15 protein-coding genes are annotated in these 15,018 nt (G+C 72.7%); 3 read left to right on the top strand and 12 right to left on the bottom strand.

Features of this window, described 5'->3' with window-relative positions; translation table 11 throughout:
- Positions 1 to 42 precede the first annotated feature (42 nt).
- The 3 genes from U5640_RS03600 to U5640_RS03590 all read left to right on the top strand — a co-directional run bounded on the left by U5640_RS03600 (position 43) and on the right by U5640_RS03590 (position 2,995).
- The gene (locus U5640_RS03600; protein ID WP_340374345.1) at positions 43 to 987 is read left to right on the top strand and encodes a DUF1648 domain-containing protein; all 945 of its coding nucleotides are present in this window, start codon (positions 43 to 45) and stop codon (positions 985 to 987) included.
- Between the two features lie 6 nt (positions 988 to 993).
- A complete protein-coding gene (locus U5640_RS03595) occupies positions 994 to 1,347 on the top strand; it encodes a GntR family transcriptional regulator (protein ID WP_340374344.1) in 354 nt (117 codons plus the stop codon).
- 679 nt (positions 1,348 to 2,026) lie between these two features.
- Positions 2,027 to 2,995: a nitrilase-related carbon-nitrogen hydrolase gene (locus U5640_RS03590; RefSeq protein ID WP_340374343.1), complete on the top strand. Its 969-nt coding sequence runs from the start codon at positions 2,027 to 2,029 to the stop codon at positions 2,993 to 2,995.
- Between the two features lie 7 nt (positions 2,996 to 3,002).
- Here the strand turns inward: U5640_RS03590 and U5640_RS03585 are convergent, their stop codons facing one another.
- The 12 genes from U5640_RS03585 to U5640_RS03530 all read right to left on the bottom strand — a co-directional run bounded on the left by U5640_RS03585 (position 3,003) and on the right by U5640_RS03530 (position 14,753).
- Positions 3,003 to 3,725: a FadR/GntR family transcriptional regulator gene (locus U5640_RS03585; RefSeq protein WP_340374342.1), complete on the bottom strand. Its 723-nt coding sequence runs from the start codon at positions 3,723 to 3,725 to the stop codon at positions 3,003 to 3,005.
- Positions 3,716 to 4,729 (bottom strand): aldo/keto reductase, encoded by a 1,014-nt coding sequence (locus U5640_RS03580; protein ID WP_340374341.1) that lies wholly within the window; start codon positions 4,727 to 4,729, stop codon positions 3,716 to 3,718. Before U5640_RS03580 ends, U5640_RS03585 begins: the two co-directional genes overlap by 10 nt.
- A 94-nt stretch (positions 4,730 to 4,823) precedes the next feature.
- Positions 4,824 to 5,894: a sugar kinase gene (locus U5640_RS03575; RefSeq protein ID WP_340374340.1), complete on the bottom strand. Its 1,071-nt coding sequence runs from the start codon at positions 5,892 to 5,894 to the stop codon at positions 4,824 to 4,826.
- Positions 5,891 to 6,520, bottom strand: a complete 630-nt coding sequence (gene eda / locus U5640_RS03570; RefSeq protein WP_340374339.1) for a bifunctional 4-hydroxy-2-oxoglutarate aldolase/2-dehydro-3-deoxy-phosphogluconate aldolase — start codon at positions 6,518 to 6,520, stop codon at positions 5,891 to 5,893. The genes U5640_RS03575 and eda overlap by 4 nt, the downstream gene beginning before the upstream one ends.
- Positions 6,517 to 7,278, bottom strand: coding sequence for an SDR family oxidoreductase (locus U5640_RS03565; RefSeq protein WP_340374338.1), 762 nt, complete (start codon positions 7,276 to 7,278; stop codon positions 6,517 to 6,519). Before U5640_RS03565 ends, eda begins: the two co-directional genes overlap by 4 nt.
- 1 nt (position 7,279) lies before the next feature.
- Positions 7,280 to 8,314, bottom strand: a complete 1,035-nt coding sequence (locus tag U5640_RS03560; RefSeq protein ID WP_340374337.1) for an alcohol dehydrogenase catalytic domain-containing protein — start codon at positions 8,312 to 8,314, stop codon at positions 7,280 to 7,282.
- Positions 8,311 to 8,748, bottom strand: coding sequence for an RbsD/FucU domain-containing protein (locus tag U5640_RS03555; protein WP_340374336.1), 438 nt, complete (start codon positions 8,746 to 8,748; stop codon positions 8,311 to 8,313). The genes U5640_RS03560 and U5640_RS03555 overlap by 4 nt, the downstream gene beginning before the upstream one ends.
- Entirely contained in the window at positions 8,739 to 9,626 is an 888-nt protein-coding gene (locus U5640_RS03550) for an amidohydrolase family protein (RefSeq protein WP_340374335.1), read from the bottom strand. The genes U5640_RS03555 and U5640_RS03550 overlap by 10 nt, the downstream gene beginning before the upstream one ends.
- The gene (locus U5640_RS03545; protein ID WP_340374334.1) at positions 9,619 to 10,953 is read right to left on the bottom strand and encodes an L-fuconate dehydratase; all 1,335 of its coding nucleotides are present in this window, start codon (positions 10,951 to 10,953) and stop codon (positions 9,619 to 9,621) included. The genes U5640_RS03550 and U5640_RS03545 overlap by 8 nt, the downstream gene beginning before the upstream one ends.
- A gap of 93 nt (positions 10,954 to 11,046) precedes the next feature.
- Positions 11,047 to 12,090, bottom strand: coding sequence for an ABC transporter permease (locus U5640_RS03540; protein WP_340374333.1), 1,044 nt, complete (start codon positions 12,088 to 12,090; stop codon positions 11,047 to 11,049).
- The gene (locus U5640_RS03535; RefSeq protein ID WP_340374332.1) at positions 12,083 to 13,645 is read right to left on the bottom strand and encodes a sugar ABC transporter ATP-binding protein; all 1,563 of its coding nucleotides are present in this window, start codon (positions 13,643 to 13,645) and stop codon (positions 12,083 to 12,085) included. Before U5640_RS03535 ends, U5640_RS03540 begins: the two co-directional genes overlap by 8 nt.
- Positions 13,646 to 13,691: 46 nt before the next feature.
- Complete coding sequence (locus U5640_RS03530; RefSeq protein WP_340374331.1) at positions 13,692 to 14,753, bottom strand: sugar ABC transporter substrate-binding protein; 1,062 nt, start codon at positions 14,751 to 14,753, stop codon at positions 13,692 to 13,694.
- Between the last annotated feature and the right edge of the window lie 265 nt (positions 14,754 to 15,018).

Genomic DNA, 15,018 nt, shown 5'->3' with positions numbered 1-15,018 from the left:
ATTGTTCTATTTCATTGAGAACAATGAGATGAGGGGGAACTGATGACCGCCCTGCGCAGGTGCGTCCTGACGGCCGTTCCGTTCGGCGTGGCCACCGCCGCCTATGCCGGTACCTTTCTGGCGAACGAGGACCGGCTGCCCGGGCGGATCGCCACCCACTTCTCGGAGGACGGCGGGGCCGACGGCTTCACGAGCCGGACCGCCGCGCTGTGGTTCGGCACCGGCGTCCTCATCGGTCTCGGGCTGCTGTTCACCGTGCTGACCCTGGTCTCCCGCAAGGACCCCGGGGCGAGGCTGACCGCCGCGGTCGGCGCCGGCACGGCGGTCGCCCTCGGCTGTCCCCTGGTTCTCACCGTCCTGGCCAACGCGGGCGTCCAGGACCCGGCCGCGGTACGCCTGCCGGTGTGGCACCTGGCCGTGCTGCTGCCGGCGGGCGTGGCCACCGGCGCGCTGGCCTGGTGGCTGGCGGGTGGCGGGCCGCGCTCCGCGCCCGCGCGGCCGTCCCCCGCGCTCCCGCTGGCCGAGGGCGAGGCCGTGGCCTGGAGCCGCACCATGATCTCCCGCGCCGTGCTCATCCCGGCCGCAGTCGTCACCCTCGGCGGGCTGTTCGCCGTGACCTTCGGTCCCTGGCAGGCTGGACTGCTGCCGCTCGTCCTCGGCCTGACCTGCGCACCGTTCGCCGGGGTCCGGGTCACCGTCGACCGGCGTGGCGTCGCCGTCACGTCGACGGTCCTGCCCCGGCCCCGGCTGGCCCTGCCGCTCGGCAGCATCGTCGGTGCCGGCAGCGTCCAGGTCGACGCCCTGGGGGACTTCGGCGGCTGGGGCTACCGGATCCGGCCGAACCGGCGGGGTGTGGTGCTGCGTTCGGGGGAGGCGCTCTCGGTCCGCACGACGGGGGGACGCGAGTACGTCGTCACCGTCGACGACGCGACGACCGCGGCCGGGCTGCTCAACGGCCTGGTGCGGCGCCACGCGACGGGAGCGTGAGCCCGCATGCTGTTCCGGGTGCTTCCGAGCTCTCCCGTACCGCTGGGCGAGCAGATCGCCGCCTGCGTCCGGGGAGCGGTCGCCGACGGCACCGCGGCCCCGGGCGAGCGGCTGCCGCCCGCCCGTGAGGTCGCCGAGTCGCTGGGCATCAACGTGCACACGGTTCTGCGCGGGTACCAGCGGCTCCGGGACGAGGGCCTGATCGAGCTGCGCCGCGGCCGGGGCGCGGTGATCACCGCGGCGCCCGGCGTCGCGGACCAGGCCCGTCTCACCGAGGCCGTGCACGGCCTCATCACCCGGGCACGCGCGTTCGGTCTCACGGACCAGGAACTCCTGTCGCTGGTGCGCGACTGCCTGTGAACGACCGCGTCCTCGCACGCGGGCGGTGATCTCGGCGTCGGTCGCGCCGGTGGCGAGAGCCGTGAGGACGTCGCGTTCACGTCCGGTCAGCCGGGAGAGCCGGGGTTCCTGCGCCGCGCCGCGGCTGCCGGGCACGCGCTCGGTGCAGGTGTCGACGAGGCGGCGGGTGATGCCGGGGGAGATGACGGAGTCGCCGGCGGCCACCGCCCGGATGCCGACGACGAGTTCGTCGTCCAGGGCGGCGATGACGGTGTTGACCAGGCGTCCGGCCGGGCCGAGTCCGGCGAAGGCGCCCATCTCGGCGACGGCCAGAGCGGTGACCCCTCGGGGCGCGTGGCGCAGTGGAGCCGGCCGCCCTCCAGTGGGCCGCGGCCCAGCCGAGGAGCTGCACGCAGGTGATGCCGAAGGACGCGGTACCGGTGCCGCCGGTGGTCCGGCTCCCCGTCATCCGGGGCGCGGCGAAATGTCGATCATCCTCTTGCTCGACGACCGCGCGCATTCTTAGTGCCGTGACCGGAAAGGTTCACCGGCTCGCGGCGTCCGGCACGGCACCTCGCCGCGTTGTCGCATCACCCGAGTACATCCGGTACGCGGGCGACGCTCCGCCTTGCGATGCACCGCACCGGACGCCGCGAGCTTCCCGGCAGACCTTCCCGGTCACGGCACTAGCCTCGACGCCATGACCTCCGCGCTCCCCGCCGCCTCCGCCGCCCGCACGAACCGCCGTACGGTGACCGCTGCCGTCGTCCAGGCCGCCGCCCCGCTCTTCGACACACCGGCCGCGCTGACCCGCGCCGAGGAACTCGTCCGCGAGGCGGTCACCGGGCACGGCGCGGAGGTGGTCGTCCTGCCCGAGGCGTTCCTCGGCGGCTATCCCAAGGGCCTGGACTTCGAAGTCACGGTGGGTAGCCGCACCCCCGCCGGCCGCGAGCTGTTCCGCCGCTACCATGCCGCCGCCGTCGACGTGCCCGGCCCCGAGACCGACGCCCTCGCCGCACTCACCCAGGAGCTCGGCTGCCACGCCGTCGTCGGCGCGGTGGAGCGCCGGGGCGGCACCCTGTACTGCGTCGCCCTCTTCTTCGGCCCCGACGGCTACCTGGGCCTGCACCGCAAGCTCGTGCCGACCGCCGCCGAGCGCTACCTGTGGGGTCAGGGCGACGGTTCCACCCTCCCGGTCGTCGACACCGGCACCGCCCGGCTCGCCGCGGGCATCTGCTGGGAGAACTACATGCCGCTGTTCCGCACCGCCATGTACGCCAAGGGCGTCGACCTGTGGTGCGCGCCGACCGTGGACGACCGCGACGCCTGGCAGGCCACCATGCGGCACATCGCGCTGGAGGGCCGCTGCTTCGTCCTCAGCGCCTGCGAGTTCCTGCGCCGCGACGCCGTGCCCGCCGACCTCCACCCCGTCCAGGGCGACGCGCCCGAGACGGTCCTGATCGGCGGCGGCTCGGTCATCGTCTCCCCGCTCGGCGAGGTCCTCGCCGGCCCGCTGCGCGACGGTGAGGGCATCCTGACCGCCGAACTCGACCTGGACGACCTCGTCCGCGCCCGCTTCGACTTCGACCCCACCGGCCACTACGCGCGCCCCGACGTCTTCACCCTGCACATCGACGAGTCCGCCCGCACCACTACCACCGGCGGGTGAGGCCCGGTCAGTTCCGAGCGGGCGTGATCACGGCCGGGCTCCCGGGGGACCGCAGGTGCTCCCGCAGCGACTGTTCGGTGTTGCTGACGTGCAGCAGGGCCGCGGCCTGGCTGAGGGTGGAGTCACGGGCGGACAGGGCGTTGTAGATCGCCTCGTGCTCGGCGAGGGTGCGGCCGGCAGCCTGGGCGTCGACGAGACCGCGCCAGATGCGGGCGCGCAGGGTGCGGCCGGAGATGCCTTCGAGGAGCGTGAGCAGGGTCTCGTTGCCGGTGGCCGAGATGACGGCGCGGTGGAAGGCGGCGTCGTGCGCGTTGAGCAGTTCCACGTCGTCGCGGGCCTCGCGCATGGCGTCCAGGTGCCGTTTCACCTCGGCCAGCTGCGCGGGGGAGATCCGGGTGGCGGCCAGCGCGGTCGCGACCGGTTCGAGGAGCCGCCGTACCTCCATCAGGTCCTGCAGGGCGGCCGAGTCCCCCTGCAGCAGCTCCACCGCACCGCCGAGGCCCTCCAGGAGCAGGCTCGGCTGGAGACTGGTGACATAGGTGCCGTCGCCCCGGCGGACCTCCAGCACCCGGGCCACGGCCAGCGCCTTGACGGCCTCCCGGGCGAGATTGCGGGACAGGCCCAGCTTCGCGGCCAGGTCCTGCTCCGGCGGGAGCTTCGAGCCCGGCGGCAGCGCACCGGTGCGGATCAGCTCGCGGATCTGCTCGATGGCCTTGTCGGTCAGAGACAACGCGACCCCTTCCGTCCGGCGCCCCCGTCGGGCACGTCCGACCTGATCAGCCCCTGCGCGCGGAGATCGTCCCAGAGGGCGTCGGGGATCACCTGACCATGAAGTGCCACGTTTCGTCTGACCTGTTCCGGATTCCGCATCCCGAGGGTGACGTTGATGATACTGGGATGCGTACGGGGGAAGGCCATCGCGGCGGCGGGCAGGCTGGTTCCGTGAGCCGTGCAGACCTCGGCGATCGCCCGGGCGCGGGCGACCAGGTCCGGTGGGGCGTCCTGGTAGTCGTACTTCATGCCCTCGGCGGGGTGATCGCGGGAGAGCAGTCCCGAGTTGAACACCCCCACCGCCACGACTGCCTTGCCGAGTTCCCGGGCGGCGGGCAGGACGTCGTCCAGCGCCGACTGGTCCAGCAGGGTGTAGCGCCCGGCGAGCATCACCAGGTCGACGGCCGTCTCGCGCAGGAACCGGGCGAGCATCGCCGACTGGTTCATGCCGGCGCCGATGGCCCCGATCACCCCTTGGTCGCGCAGTTCCGCCAGCGCGGGCACGGCCTCCTCGGCGGCCTGCCGCCAGTGGTCGTCGGGGTCGTGCAGGTAGACGACGTCGAGGCGGTCCAGGCCGGTGCGTTCGAGGGTCGCCTCCAGAGAGCGGAGCACTCCGTCGCGGCTGAAGTCCCACTGGCGGCGCAGGTCGTCGCGGACCACGAAACCCTCGTCGTCCATGCCGCGCGGGCGGTCGTTCGCGACGAGCAGCCGGCCCACCTTCGAGGAGATGACGTAGCTGTCCCGCGGGAGACCGCGCAGCGCGCCGCCCAGACGCCGCTCGGACAGACCGAGCCCGTAGTGGGGTGCGGTGTCGAAGTACCGGATGCCGGACTCCCAGGCCGTCTCGACCGCGGCCCGGGCCTCGTCCGCCGGGGTGACGCGGTAGAGGTTGCCGATGACGGAGGCCCCGAAGCCGAGCCGGCCCAGCTCGACGGGGGTGTCTGCGATCTTCGCGTGCTCCATGCTGAGATGCCTTACGTGCTTGCCCGAGGAACTCGGGACGGGTGGTACGGGTGGGCGGGCCGCCGGGCCGCCGGGCCGCCGGGCGGCAGGACGGTCAGCGGCGGACGGCGGCCGAACCGCCGGCCATGAGCGCCTCGACCTCGCCGAGCGTCGCCATGGAGACGTCCCCGGGGGTGGTCATGGTGAGCGCGCCGTGCGCCGTGCCGTAGGCCAGGGCCCGTTCGAGGCGGACGGCTGTGAGCGGCTCCGCGGGCCAGGGGGTGTCGCCGTCCAGCAGCCCGTGGATCAGTCCGGCGGCGAAGCCGTCGCCGGAGCCGATACGGTCCAGGACGTGCAGACCGGGCATACGGGGGCCGACGACGAAACCGGTGTCGGGCGACCAGGCGGCGGAGGACCAGTCGTTGACGCCGGCCGAGGGCACCTCGCGCAGGGTCGTCGCCAGCACCGAGGCGGCGGGGGCCCGGTCCGCCGCCTCCGCGAGCGCGTCCGGTACCTCGTCGGCGCGGACCCGTACGTCACCCGGGCGCGCGCCGCTCAGGCCCAGGGCGCCGACGACGACGTCGGCGTGCCGGGCCAGCCGCAGGTCGGCCGCGCGGGCGGCGTCGGCGCCGCCCCGGCCGGCCCAGAGGCTGGGGCGGTAGTTGGGGTCGTACGACACGGTGACGCCATGACGGCGGGCGGCCGCCATGGCCTCGTCGGCGACGCCGACGGTGGTGTCGGACAGCCCGGCGAAGATCCCGCCGGTGTGGAACCAGCGCACCCCGGCCGCGAAGACCGTGTCCCAGTCCACGTCCCCCTCGCGCAGCCGGGACACCGCGGTGTGCGCGCGGTCGCTGACGCCGAGCGCGCCGCGGATGCCGTAGCCCCGCTCGACGAAGTTCAGACCGTTGCGTGCGGTGCGGCCGATGCCGTCGTCGGCCGCCCAGCGGATGAGCGAGGGGTCGACGCCGCCCTGGAGGATCAGGTCCTCGACGAGCCGGCCCACCGCGTTGTCGGCCAGGGCGGTCACGATGGCCGTGCGCCGTCCGAAGCAGCGGCGCAGCCCGCGTACGACGTTGTACTCGCCGCCGCCCTCCCAGACCTGGAAGGTGCGGGTGGTCCGGATCCGTCCCTCGCCCGGGTCGAGACGCAGCATGACCTCGCCCAGGGCCACGACGTCGATCACGGCGTGCTCCTCTCCACGGCCTCGGCGGTGAGCCGGCGGATCGTGGCGTAGTCGCCGCGCTCCAGGAGAGCGGGGGTGGCCGGCCAGCCGCCGCCGACGGCGAGGACCGCCGGGTCGGCGAGGTAGGCGGCCATGCGGGAGGCGTCGATCCCACCGGTCGGCACGAACCGCATCCCGGGGAAGGGGGCCGCGAGCGCCCGCAGCGTCGGCGGGCCGCCGAGCGACTCGGCCGGGAAGAGCTTCACGGTGTCCAGGCCCGCCCGCAGGGCGCGCATCAGCTCGGTCGCGGTGGCCACGCCGGGCACCACCGGCACCCCCAGCTCCCGGCATGTGGCGACGACCTCCTCGTCGTATCCGGGGGAGACGACGAAGCGGGCGCCGGCGGCCACGGCTCGCTCCGCCTGCTCGGGGGTGAGGACCGTGCCGGCGCCGACGGCGAGGCCGCCGTGCGCCGCCATGGCCCGCAGGACCGGCTCGGCCTCCGGGGTGCGGAGGGTGACCTCGGCGCAGCGGGCGCCGCCCGCGACGAGCGCGTCGGCCAGCGGGGACGCCATCGCCCGGTCGGGCACGGTGAGCACCGGCAGGATGCGTGTGCCGTTCAGCACGGAGTCGAGGGTGGCGGTCATCTGCCCAGCCATCCGCCGTCGACGGGCAGGATCGCACCGTGCACATAGGCGGCCGCGTCCGAGGCCAGGAACACCGTGGCGCCGGCCAGGTCGTCTGCGTCGCCCCAGCGGCCGGCCGGGATCCGGTCCAGGATCGCCTTGCTGCGCGCGGTGTCGTCGCGCAGCGCCCGGGTGTTGTCGGTGGCGATGTAGCCGGGGGCGATGGCGTTGACGTTGACGCCGTGCGGGGCCCACTCGTTGGCCAGCGCCTTCGTCAGGCCGGCGACGCCGTGCTTGGCGGCCGTGTAACCGGGGACGGTGATACCGCCCTGGAAGCTGAGCAGGGAGGCCGTGAAGATGATCTTTCCGCGACCGCGTGCCGTCATCGCCGCGCCCACCGCCCGGGTCAGCGTGAACTGCGCGCCGAGGTTGACCTGGAGCACCAGATCCCAGTCGGCGTCGGAATGTTCGGCGGCCGGGGCGCGGCGGATCGTGCCCGCGTTGTTGACCAGGATGTCGATCGGCCGTGCGCGTCCGGCGAGGTCGTCGCCCAGGGCGCGCACCGCGTGGGGGTCGGCGAAGTCGGTGCGGATCGCTTCGAAGGCGCGCCCCGCCGAGGTGACGTCCTTCTCGACGTCGCTGCCCGATTCCTCCAGCGAGGCGCTGACGCCGATGACGTCCGCGCCGGCCTCGGCGAGGGCGCGGGCCATGGCCCGGCCGATGCCGCGCCGGGCGCCCGTGACGACGGCCAGCCTGCCGGTCAGGTCGAAGAGGGACATCTCAGTTTCCCGTCGTGTCGTCGCCGCAGTCCACCAGGATCTTCATCACGTCTCCGCCGCCCTCCAGGGCCTCGAACGCGGCGGGCGCCTGCGTCAGCGGCACCACCTTGCTGATCAGCCGCTCGGCGGGAATCGTGCCGTCGGCGACCAGGGCGACCGCCTTCTCGAAGTCGTGGCGGTCGTACAACCGCGCCCCGACGAGGGTGAGTTCGCGCCAGAAGAAGCGGTGGAGGTTCAGCTCGCGGGGGCTGGGGTGGATGGCCACCAGGCACAGCCGGCCGCGTACGCCGAGCACGTCGACCGCGGTGGTGACGCCGGCCGCGGCGCCGGAGACCTCGAAGGCGACGGCCGCGCCGGCGTCGCCGGTCCACTCGCGCACCAGCTCGGACACGTCGTCCGCCGGATCCCACGCCGTGAGCCCCAGCTCCTCGGCGAGCCGCCGCCGGTGGGGGCTGGGTTCCACCACGCGTACCTCGGCGCCGACGGCCCTGGCGACCAGCGCGATGAGGACGCCCACCGGGCCGCCGCCGACCACGACGGTCTTCTCACCGTCGCGGACCCCGGCCCTCGCGACGTCGTGGACGGCGACGGCCGTGGGTTCGACGAGCGCGGCCCGGTCCAGGGGGAGGGAGTCGGGCAGCCGGATCAGCGTGGCGGCAGGCACCGTCCAGCGCTGCTGCATGGCGCCGGGCGAGTCGATGCCGATGAAGTCGAGATGCTGGCAGATGTGCCGGTGGCCGGCGCGACAGGCGGGGCAGGTGTCGTCCCAGCGCAGCGGCATCACGGTCACCGCGTCCCCGGGCGCCCAGTCCTCCACGCCCGGTCCGACGCGCACGACGCGGCCGGACATCTCGTGGCCGAGGACGGCGGGCGTGCTGACCCGGGCGTCCATGTCGCCGTGGAAGATGTGCAGGTCGGTGCCGCAGATACCGACGTAGGCCGGGGCCAGCTCCACCTCGCCGGGACCGGGTGGGGAGCTCTCGACGGGCGCCGTGTCCAGGGCGCGGGCGGCGGTGTAGCGGACGGCGAGTGTCATCGCGAGGTCAGGGTCCCTTCGGCGCGGACGCCTATCGTCAGCAGCAGGTTGGCGTAGGTGCGGGTGTCGGCGGTGACGACGGCCAGCGCCAGGTCGGGGGAGCGGGCGGCGTCGTAGAACGCGAAGCGGTCGAGCGTCCCGACCGGGGCGGGGGCGAGCTTCGAGCGGTACTCGGCGATGGCCGGGGGCTCCGGTTCGCCTTCGGGGGGCACCATCACGTGGGCCGACTCGACGGGCACGGCGCGCAGCAGGACGTCCAGGACGGTCGTGACGTCGAGCAGGCCGGGGGCCAGGTTGAGGTGGACGGTCCGGGCGCGGGCGCCGGTGGCCGTGCTCGCGGGGTAGTGCCCGTCGGCGAGCAGGACACGGGCGCCGTGACCGGCGCCGGCCAGTGCCTGGAGGATGCCGGGGTGCAGCAGTTCGGTCAGGAGCACGGTGTTTCCTCCTTCAGGTGGTAGAAGCCGGTCGCCGTGTCGGTGAGGACCGCGGCGGTCTCGTGCGCCGCGCAGCCGTCCAGAAGTTCCTCGACGGTGGCCGCCCACCTCTCCCAGCCGCCGGCGAGGACGCAGACCGGCCAGTCGGAGCCGAACATCAGCCGGTCGGGGCCGAAGGCCGCCAGCAGGACGTCCCACACCGGGCGGATGTCGTCGACGCTCCACTTCTCCCGGTCCGCCTCGGTGACGAGCCCGGAGACCTTGCAGCGCACCTGCGGGCTGCGGGCGAGCGTGCGCACCGCCCGTTCCCACTCGGCCAGGTCCCGGCGGGCGAGAGGCGGTTTGCCGGCGTGGTCCAGGACGAGGGGGAGCGCCGGGAAGCGCTGCGCGAGACGGATCGCCTGCGGCAGCTGGTGGGCGCGAACGAGCACGTCGTAGCCGAGCCCGCGGTCCTGGACCGCCCGCAACCCCCGTTCCACGTCCGGTCGTTGCAGCCAGTACGGATCCGGCTCGTCCTGGACGGTGTGGCGTACGGCCTTCAGGTACCGGCCACCGGGACCGGCGCCCAGTCGCTCCAGTACGTCGCCGATCGCGGCGGAGGTGAGGTCGGCCCAGCCGACGACCGCACCGATCAGGGGGTCCTCGTCGGCCAGCGCGAGCAGCTCACGTGTCTCGGGCACGGAGGTGACGCACTGGACGACCACCGCGCGGTGCAGACGCCGTCCGGCGATGGTCCGGACGGCCGCCGCCCGCAGGTCGTCGGTGCCGAAGGTGCGGCGGAGCGGCTCGTGGCCGGGGGCGTCCAGCCAGGGCTGGGGGCGCTGCCGGAGGTCCCACACGTGGTGGTGGGAATCCACGAGGCCGGGCGTCTCAGACACGGGCTGCCCAGACGGGACCGTCGGGATAGGTGTACTCCTTCAGGGACTCCGGGTGCATCTGGGCGCTGAGCCCCGGGCGGGTGGGGGCGAGGTAGTGTCCGTCCACGACGCGCACGGGGTCGACGAAGTGTTCGTGCAGGTGGTCGACGTACTCGATGACACGGTCCTCGGTGGTGCCGGAGACGGCGACGTAGTCGAACATCGACAGGTGCTGCACCATCTCGCACAGGCCCACGCCACCGGCGTGCGGGCAGACCGGGACCCCGAACTTGGCGGCGAGCAGCAGGATCGCGATGTTCTCGTTGACGCCGCCGACGCGGGCGGAGTCGATCTGGACGATGTCGACGGCCTCGGCCTGGAGGAGCTGCTTGAAGACCACCCGGTTGGCGATGTGCTCGCCGGTGGCCACCTTGATGGGCCCGACGGCGCGGCGGACGGCGGCGTGGCCGAGGATGTCGTCGGGGGAGGTGGGCTCCTCGATCCAGTACGGGTCGTAGGGGGCCAGGGCGCGCATCCAGTCGATGGCGGGCTGGACGTCCCATCTCTGGTTGGCGTCCACCGCGATGCGGATGCCCGCGCCGACCGCCTCCCGGGCGGTGCGCAGACGCCGTATGTCGTCCTCCAGCGAGGCGCCGACCTTCAGCTTGATCTGGGTGAAGCCGTCGGCGACGGCCTCGCGGGCCAGGCGGGCCAGCTTCTCGTCGGAGTAGCCGAGCCAGCCGGGGGTGGTGGTGTAGGCGGGGTAGCCCTGGTCGAGCAGCCGGCCGATGCGCTGCTCGCGACCGGGTTCGGCGCGGCGCAGGATCTGCAGCGCCTCCTCGGGGGTGAGGGCGTCGCTGAGCCAGCGGAAGTCGACCTGGGCCACGATCTCCTCGGGGGACATCTCGGCGAGGAAGCGCCAGACGGGCCGGCCGGCCCGCTTGGCGGCGAGGTCCCAGGCCGCGTTGACGACGGCTCCGGTCGCCATGTGGATGGCGCCCTTCTCCGGTCCCAGCCACCGCAGCTGCGGGTCGTGGACCAGCGAGCGGGAGAACCCTCCCAGATCACCGCAGACCTCCTCGACGGACCGGCCCACCACGTGCGGGGCGAGCGTCGCGATGGCGGCGGCCTGGGCGTCGTTGCCCCGCCCGGTGGTGAAGGCCAGCGCATGGCCTTCCAGCCCGTCGCCGGCGTCGGTACGCAGGACGACATAGGCGGCCGAGTAGTCGGGCTCGGGATTCATCGCGTCCGAGCCGTCCAGATGCTCGGAGGTGGGGAAGCGCACGTCCAGGACGTCCAGGGCGGTGATGCGGGCGGATGCCGGGGGAGCGGGCAGAGCGGTCGACATGGCGGCAACTCCTGTGAGGGCAGAGGGCCAGGGGCCCTTGCGGCGAGAGGGGTGCTGGGGAGAGGGGTCGGGCGGCGTCGGCGCCGCCCGAGGTCACTCCTGGACTTTGCCGCCCGTGATGCGGGAGATGGCGAGGGCGACCAGGATGATCAGTCCGTTGAGCGCACCGATCCACTGCGCGGGGACGCCGCCCAGCGTGAGTACGTTCTGGATCATGAAGAGCAGCAGGATGCCGCAGAACGCGCCGAACATGGTGCCCTTGCCGCCGTTGAGGCTGATGCCGCCGATCACGGCGGCGGCGAAGACGGTGAAGATGTAGCCGTTGCCCTGGGCGGAGGCGACGGAGGCGAGCCGTCCCGAGAGCAGCAGTCCCGCGAGGGCGGCGAGGACACTGCCGACGACGATGACGATCCACAGCACCCGGTCGGTGCGGATACCGGCCGCCTTCGCCGCGTCGACGTTGCCGCCGATGGCGTACAGCGAGCGGCCGAAGCTGGTCCAGCCGAGGACGACGATCGCGACGGCGAACAGCGTGAGGCAGAGCCAGATCGAGGCGGGCATCCCGAACCATTCGGCGGTGCCGAGGTAGAGCATGGACCCGGGCAGCTGGAAGAAGGTCTGGCCGCCGGAGATGCCGGTGAGGATGCCGCGCAGGACGATCAGCATGCCCAGGGTGACGATGAAGCCGTTGAGGCCGAAGCGGATGATCAGCAGGGAGTTGACCACGCCGACGAGCGCGCCGACGGCGAGCGTGACGGGGATCGCCCAGCCGCCGGGCAGGAGTCCGAGGCCGTGTCCGGCGCCGGTCGGCACCACGAGCCAGGCCGCGACGCCCGGCGCGAGGCCCATGGTCGACTCCAGGGACAGGTCCATCTTCTTGACGATGAGGATCATCGTCTGGGCGAGGACCAGCAGGGCCATCTCGGACATGGTCTGCAGGACGTTGATGAGGTTGTCCGCCTGCAGGAAGACCGGGTTGACGATCTGGCCGACGATCGCGATGGCGATGATGGCGGGGACGAGGGCGAGGTCGCGCAGCCGGGCCAGGGGTATCCGGCCGCCGAACAGACCGGACCGCTTGGCCCCGGGCTCGGCGGCCTCGGGTGCGGGCGTGTCCGCGAGGACGGCTTCAGGCATCGAGGTCCACTCCTTCCATCGCGGCCACGAGGTCGTGGTCGTGCCAGCCGCGGGCGATCTCTGAGGTCACACGGCCCTGGAACATCACCAGGACCCGGTCGCACATGCGCAGGTCGTCGAGTTCGTCGGAGGCGACGAGGACTCCGGTGCCGGCGTCCGCGGTCTCCTCGACCTTGCCGAGGAGGAATTCCTTCGAGCGCACGTCCACGCCTGCGGTGGGGTTGATCAGGACCAGCAGCTTGGGTTCGTCGGCCAGGGCACGGGCCATGACGACCTTCTGCTGGTTGCCGCCGGAGAGGGCGGAGACGGGCAGCTCGGGCCCGGGCGTCTTGATCGCCAGGTTCTCGATCATGGACTCGGCGAGCCGGTCCCGGCTCCGGCCGCTGAGCAGGCCGTTCCGGCCGAGCCGATGGGGCACGGACAGGGTGGCGTTGTCCGCGACCGACATGCCGGGCACGAAGCCCTGGTGGTGCCGGTCCTGCGGCACGAACCCGGCGCCTGCGGCGAGCGCGGCGGGCACACTGCCCGGCCGGGGCCGGGTCCCGGCGATCTCCACCTCACCGGACACGGCCGCGTGCAGTCCCACGACGGTCTCGGCGACCTCCGTACGACCGCTGCCGGCGGCCCCAGCCAGCCCCACGATCTCCCCGGCGCCGACCCGGAGGGTGACGTCCCGGTAGGCGTCCCCGGTGAGGTCCCGCACGCTGAGTGCGGCCGTGGCGCGGGTGTCGGGGGTGCCGGTGCGTTCCTCGCGCCGGCCGTCGGCCGCCTCGCCGGTCATGGCCGCGACGAGCTCGGGCCGCGGGAGGTCGGCGACCGGCGCGGTGATGATGTGCCGGGCGTCCCGGAACACCGTCACCATGTCGCAGATCTCGTAGATCTCCTGCAGATGGTGGCTGATGAAGAGGAAGGTCACGCCCTGGCGTTGCAGGGCACGGATGCGGTCGAAGAGCCGGTTGATCGCCGCCCCGTCGAGCTGGGCGGTGGGTTCGTCGAGGATGATGAACCGGGCGCCGAAGGACAGCGCCCGGGCGATCTCGACGAACTGCCGCTGCTCCACACTCAGGTCGCCCGCCGGGGTCTGCGGGTCGACGTCGACCGACCAGGTGGCCAGCAGTTCCCGTGCGTGACGGCGCACGCCCGACCAGCTGATCAGCCGGTTGCGGCCGTGGTCGTGCCGGTTGAGAAAGAGGTTCTCGGCGACGGTCAGCGTGGGGATGATCGTCGACTTCTGGTAGACGCAGGCCACGCGCCGACGCCACGCGTCGCGGTCCGTGAGCCGGGGCGCCGGGGCGCCGCCGAAGGTGACCGTTCCCTCGTCCGGGGCCTGCAGCCCGGTGAGGACGGACACCAGGGTCGACTTGCCCGCCCCGTTCCGGCCCACGAGCGCGTGCGTCTCGCCCGCCCGGACCGTGATCCGGGCACCGTCGAGGGCGACGGTCGGACCGAATCGTTTGACCACGCCCGTCGCCTCGACGACGGGCGGATCCCCGGGGACCGGCCCATCATCGGCGAGGGCGGCCGCGGGGGTCACTGCTCGCTCCCCGTCTTTCATCTCAACCGCCTTGTGTGAGTGAGTCGTTGCCACGTCCGGCCGAGCATCAGCCGAGGTTGTTGCCCCACAGGGATGCGTCGTCGCTCTTCACGCTGGGCACGCCGCCGTAGGTGGCGCCGTCGGCGGTGACCAGCGGGGCCGAGAGCTGGTCCTCCAGCAGACCGGGACGGACCTGCACGATCGTGCTGTCGTGGTCGGTCGTGCCGGGCTTGAACGTCTTCCCGTCGATCGCGGCCTTCAGGTAGTACAGGGCGTACTTGGCGTAGAGGTCGGCCGGCTGGGAGACCGTGGCGTCGATCTTGCCCGCGGCGATGCTCTTGAGCTCCTCCGGAATGCCGTCGTTGGAGACGACGAACACGTGCTTCTTGTCGGACGGGGGGACCAGCAGACCCTTCTGCTTGAGGACCTGGAGCGTGCCGGCCAGGGCGAAGCTCGATTCCATGTAGACGCCCTTGATGTCCGGGTTGGCCGTCAGGTCCGTCTGCAGCTTCTGTGCGGCGACCGCGCCGTCCCAGTTGGTGGCCTCCCCGAACACCTTGATGTCCGGGTAGTTCTTCTTCATGCAGTCGTTGAACGCCTCGGTGCGGTCGCGGCCGTTGATGGAGTCCAGGCCGCCCTCCAGCATCACGACCTTGCCCTTGCCCCCGAGCTTCGTGCCCAGGAACTGGCACGCCTTCTCCCCGTACGCCCGGTTGTCGGCGCGGACCACCATGAAGACGTTGCCGGTGTCCGGGCGGGTGTCGACGGTGACGACCGGGATCTTCTTCGCCTCGAGCTGCGCCAGCGTCGGCGCGATGGCCGCGGTGTCCTGCGGGGCCATGGCCACGCCCTTGACGCCCTGGCTGATGAACGTCTGAGCGTTCGCGGTCAGTTTGGCGACGTCGTTCTGCGAGTTGGTGGTCTTGAGGGCGACGCCCAGCTCCTTGGCGTACTTCGGCGTGTACTTGATGTACGAGTTCCAGAAGTCGGTGTCGGAGCGCGGGTAGTCGACGCCGACCATCGGCGCGCCGCCCGACGAAGCCGCGGTGCCGGCGCCGCCGCCGCACGCGCTCAGCAGCGCCAGTGCCGACACGGTGGCGGTGGAGAACAGAACGTTTCTGAGTCTCATCGGTACTTCCTCACGCTGGTCCCATAGCGGGAGATGTTTCGCCACGGCGACATCTGGGTGTCAGCCGCCCGGAGAGATGGGATGTATGTATAGGGGAGATCGGGACCGCTGTCTACCCTCTGGGGGAGCTCGGAGAAGAATGACCAGGTCAAAGCCGTGCATGGGTGAGGCGGTGCGAGTCAAACGACCTCACTCATCCCATCAATGCCCCCTCGGTGGCGGCCTCGGCGAGCAGCTTCGCCTCGCGAACATGGGATGTCTCGGC

Origin of the sequence: Streptomyces sp. SS7, from assembly GCF_037993025.1 — a bacterium.
Classification (GTDB): Bacteria; Actinomycetota; Actinomycetes; order Streptomycetales; family Streptomycetaceae; genus Streptomyces.
This window is presented reverse-complemented; position numbering and strand designations above follow the sequence as displayed.

What these genes read in the sequence shown, in the direction of transcription:
- U5640_RS03590 (WP_340374343.1), top strand. Translation starts at nt 2,027, where the DNA reads ATGACCTCCGCGCTCCCCGCCGCCTCCGCCGCCCGCACGAACCGCCGT.
- U5640_RS03530 (WP_340374331.1), bottom strand. Translation starts at nt 14,753, where the DNA reads ATGAGACTCAGAAACGTTCTGTTCTCCACCGCCACCGTGTCGGCACTG.
- U5640_RS03600 (WP_340374345.1), top strand. Translation starts at nt 43, where the DNA reads ATGACCGCCCTGCGCAGGTGCGTCCTGACGGCCGTTCCGTTCGGCGTG.
- U5640_RS03545 (WP_340374334.1), bottom strand. Translation starts at nt 10,953, where the DNA reads ATGTCGACCGCTCTGCCCGCTCCCCCGGCATCCGCCCGCATCACCGCC.
- U5640_RS03535 (WP_340374332.1), bottom strand. Translation starts at nt 13,645, where the DNA reads ATGAAAGACGGGGAGCGAGCAGTGACCCCCGCGGCCGCCCTCGCCGAT.
- eda (WP_340374339.1), bottom strand. Translation starts at nt 6,520, where the DNA reads ATGACCGCCACCCTCGACTCCGTGCTGAACGGCACACGCATCCTGCCG.
- U5640_RS03560 (WP_340374337.1), bottom strand. Translation starts at nt 8,314, where the DNA reads ATGACACTCGCCGTCCGCTACACCGCCGCCCGCGCCCTGGACACGGCG.
- U5640_RS03540 (WP_340374333.1), bottom strand. Translation starts at nt 12,090, where the DNA reads ATGCCTGAAGCCGTCCTCGCGGACACGCCCGCACCCGAGGCCGCCGAG.
- U5640_RS03565 (WP_340374338.1), bottom strand. Translation starts at nt 7,278, where the DNA reads ATGTCCCTCTTCGACCTGACCGGCAGGCTGGCCGTCGTCACGGGCGCC.
- U5640_RS03580 (WP_340374341.1), bottom strand. Translation starts at nt 4,729, where the DNA reads ATGGAGCACGCGAAGATCGCAGACACCCCCGTCGAGCTGGGCCGGCTC.
- U5640_RS03595 (WP_340374344.1), top strand. Translation starts at nt 994, where the DNA reads ATGCTGTTCCGGGTGCTTCCGAGCTCTCCCGTACCGCTGGGCGAGCAG.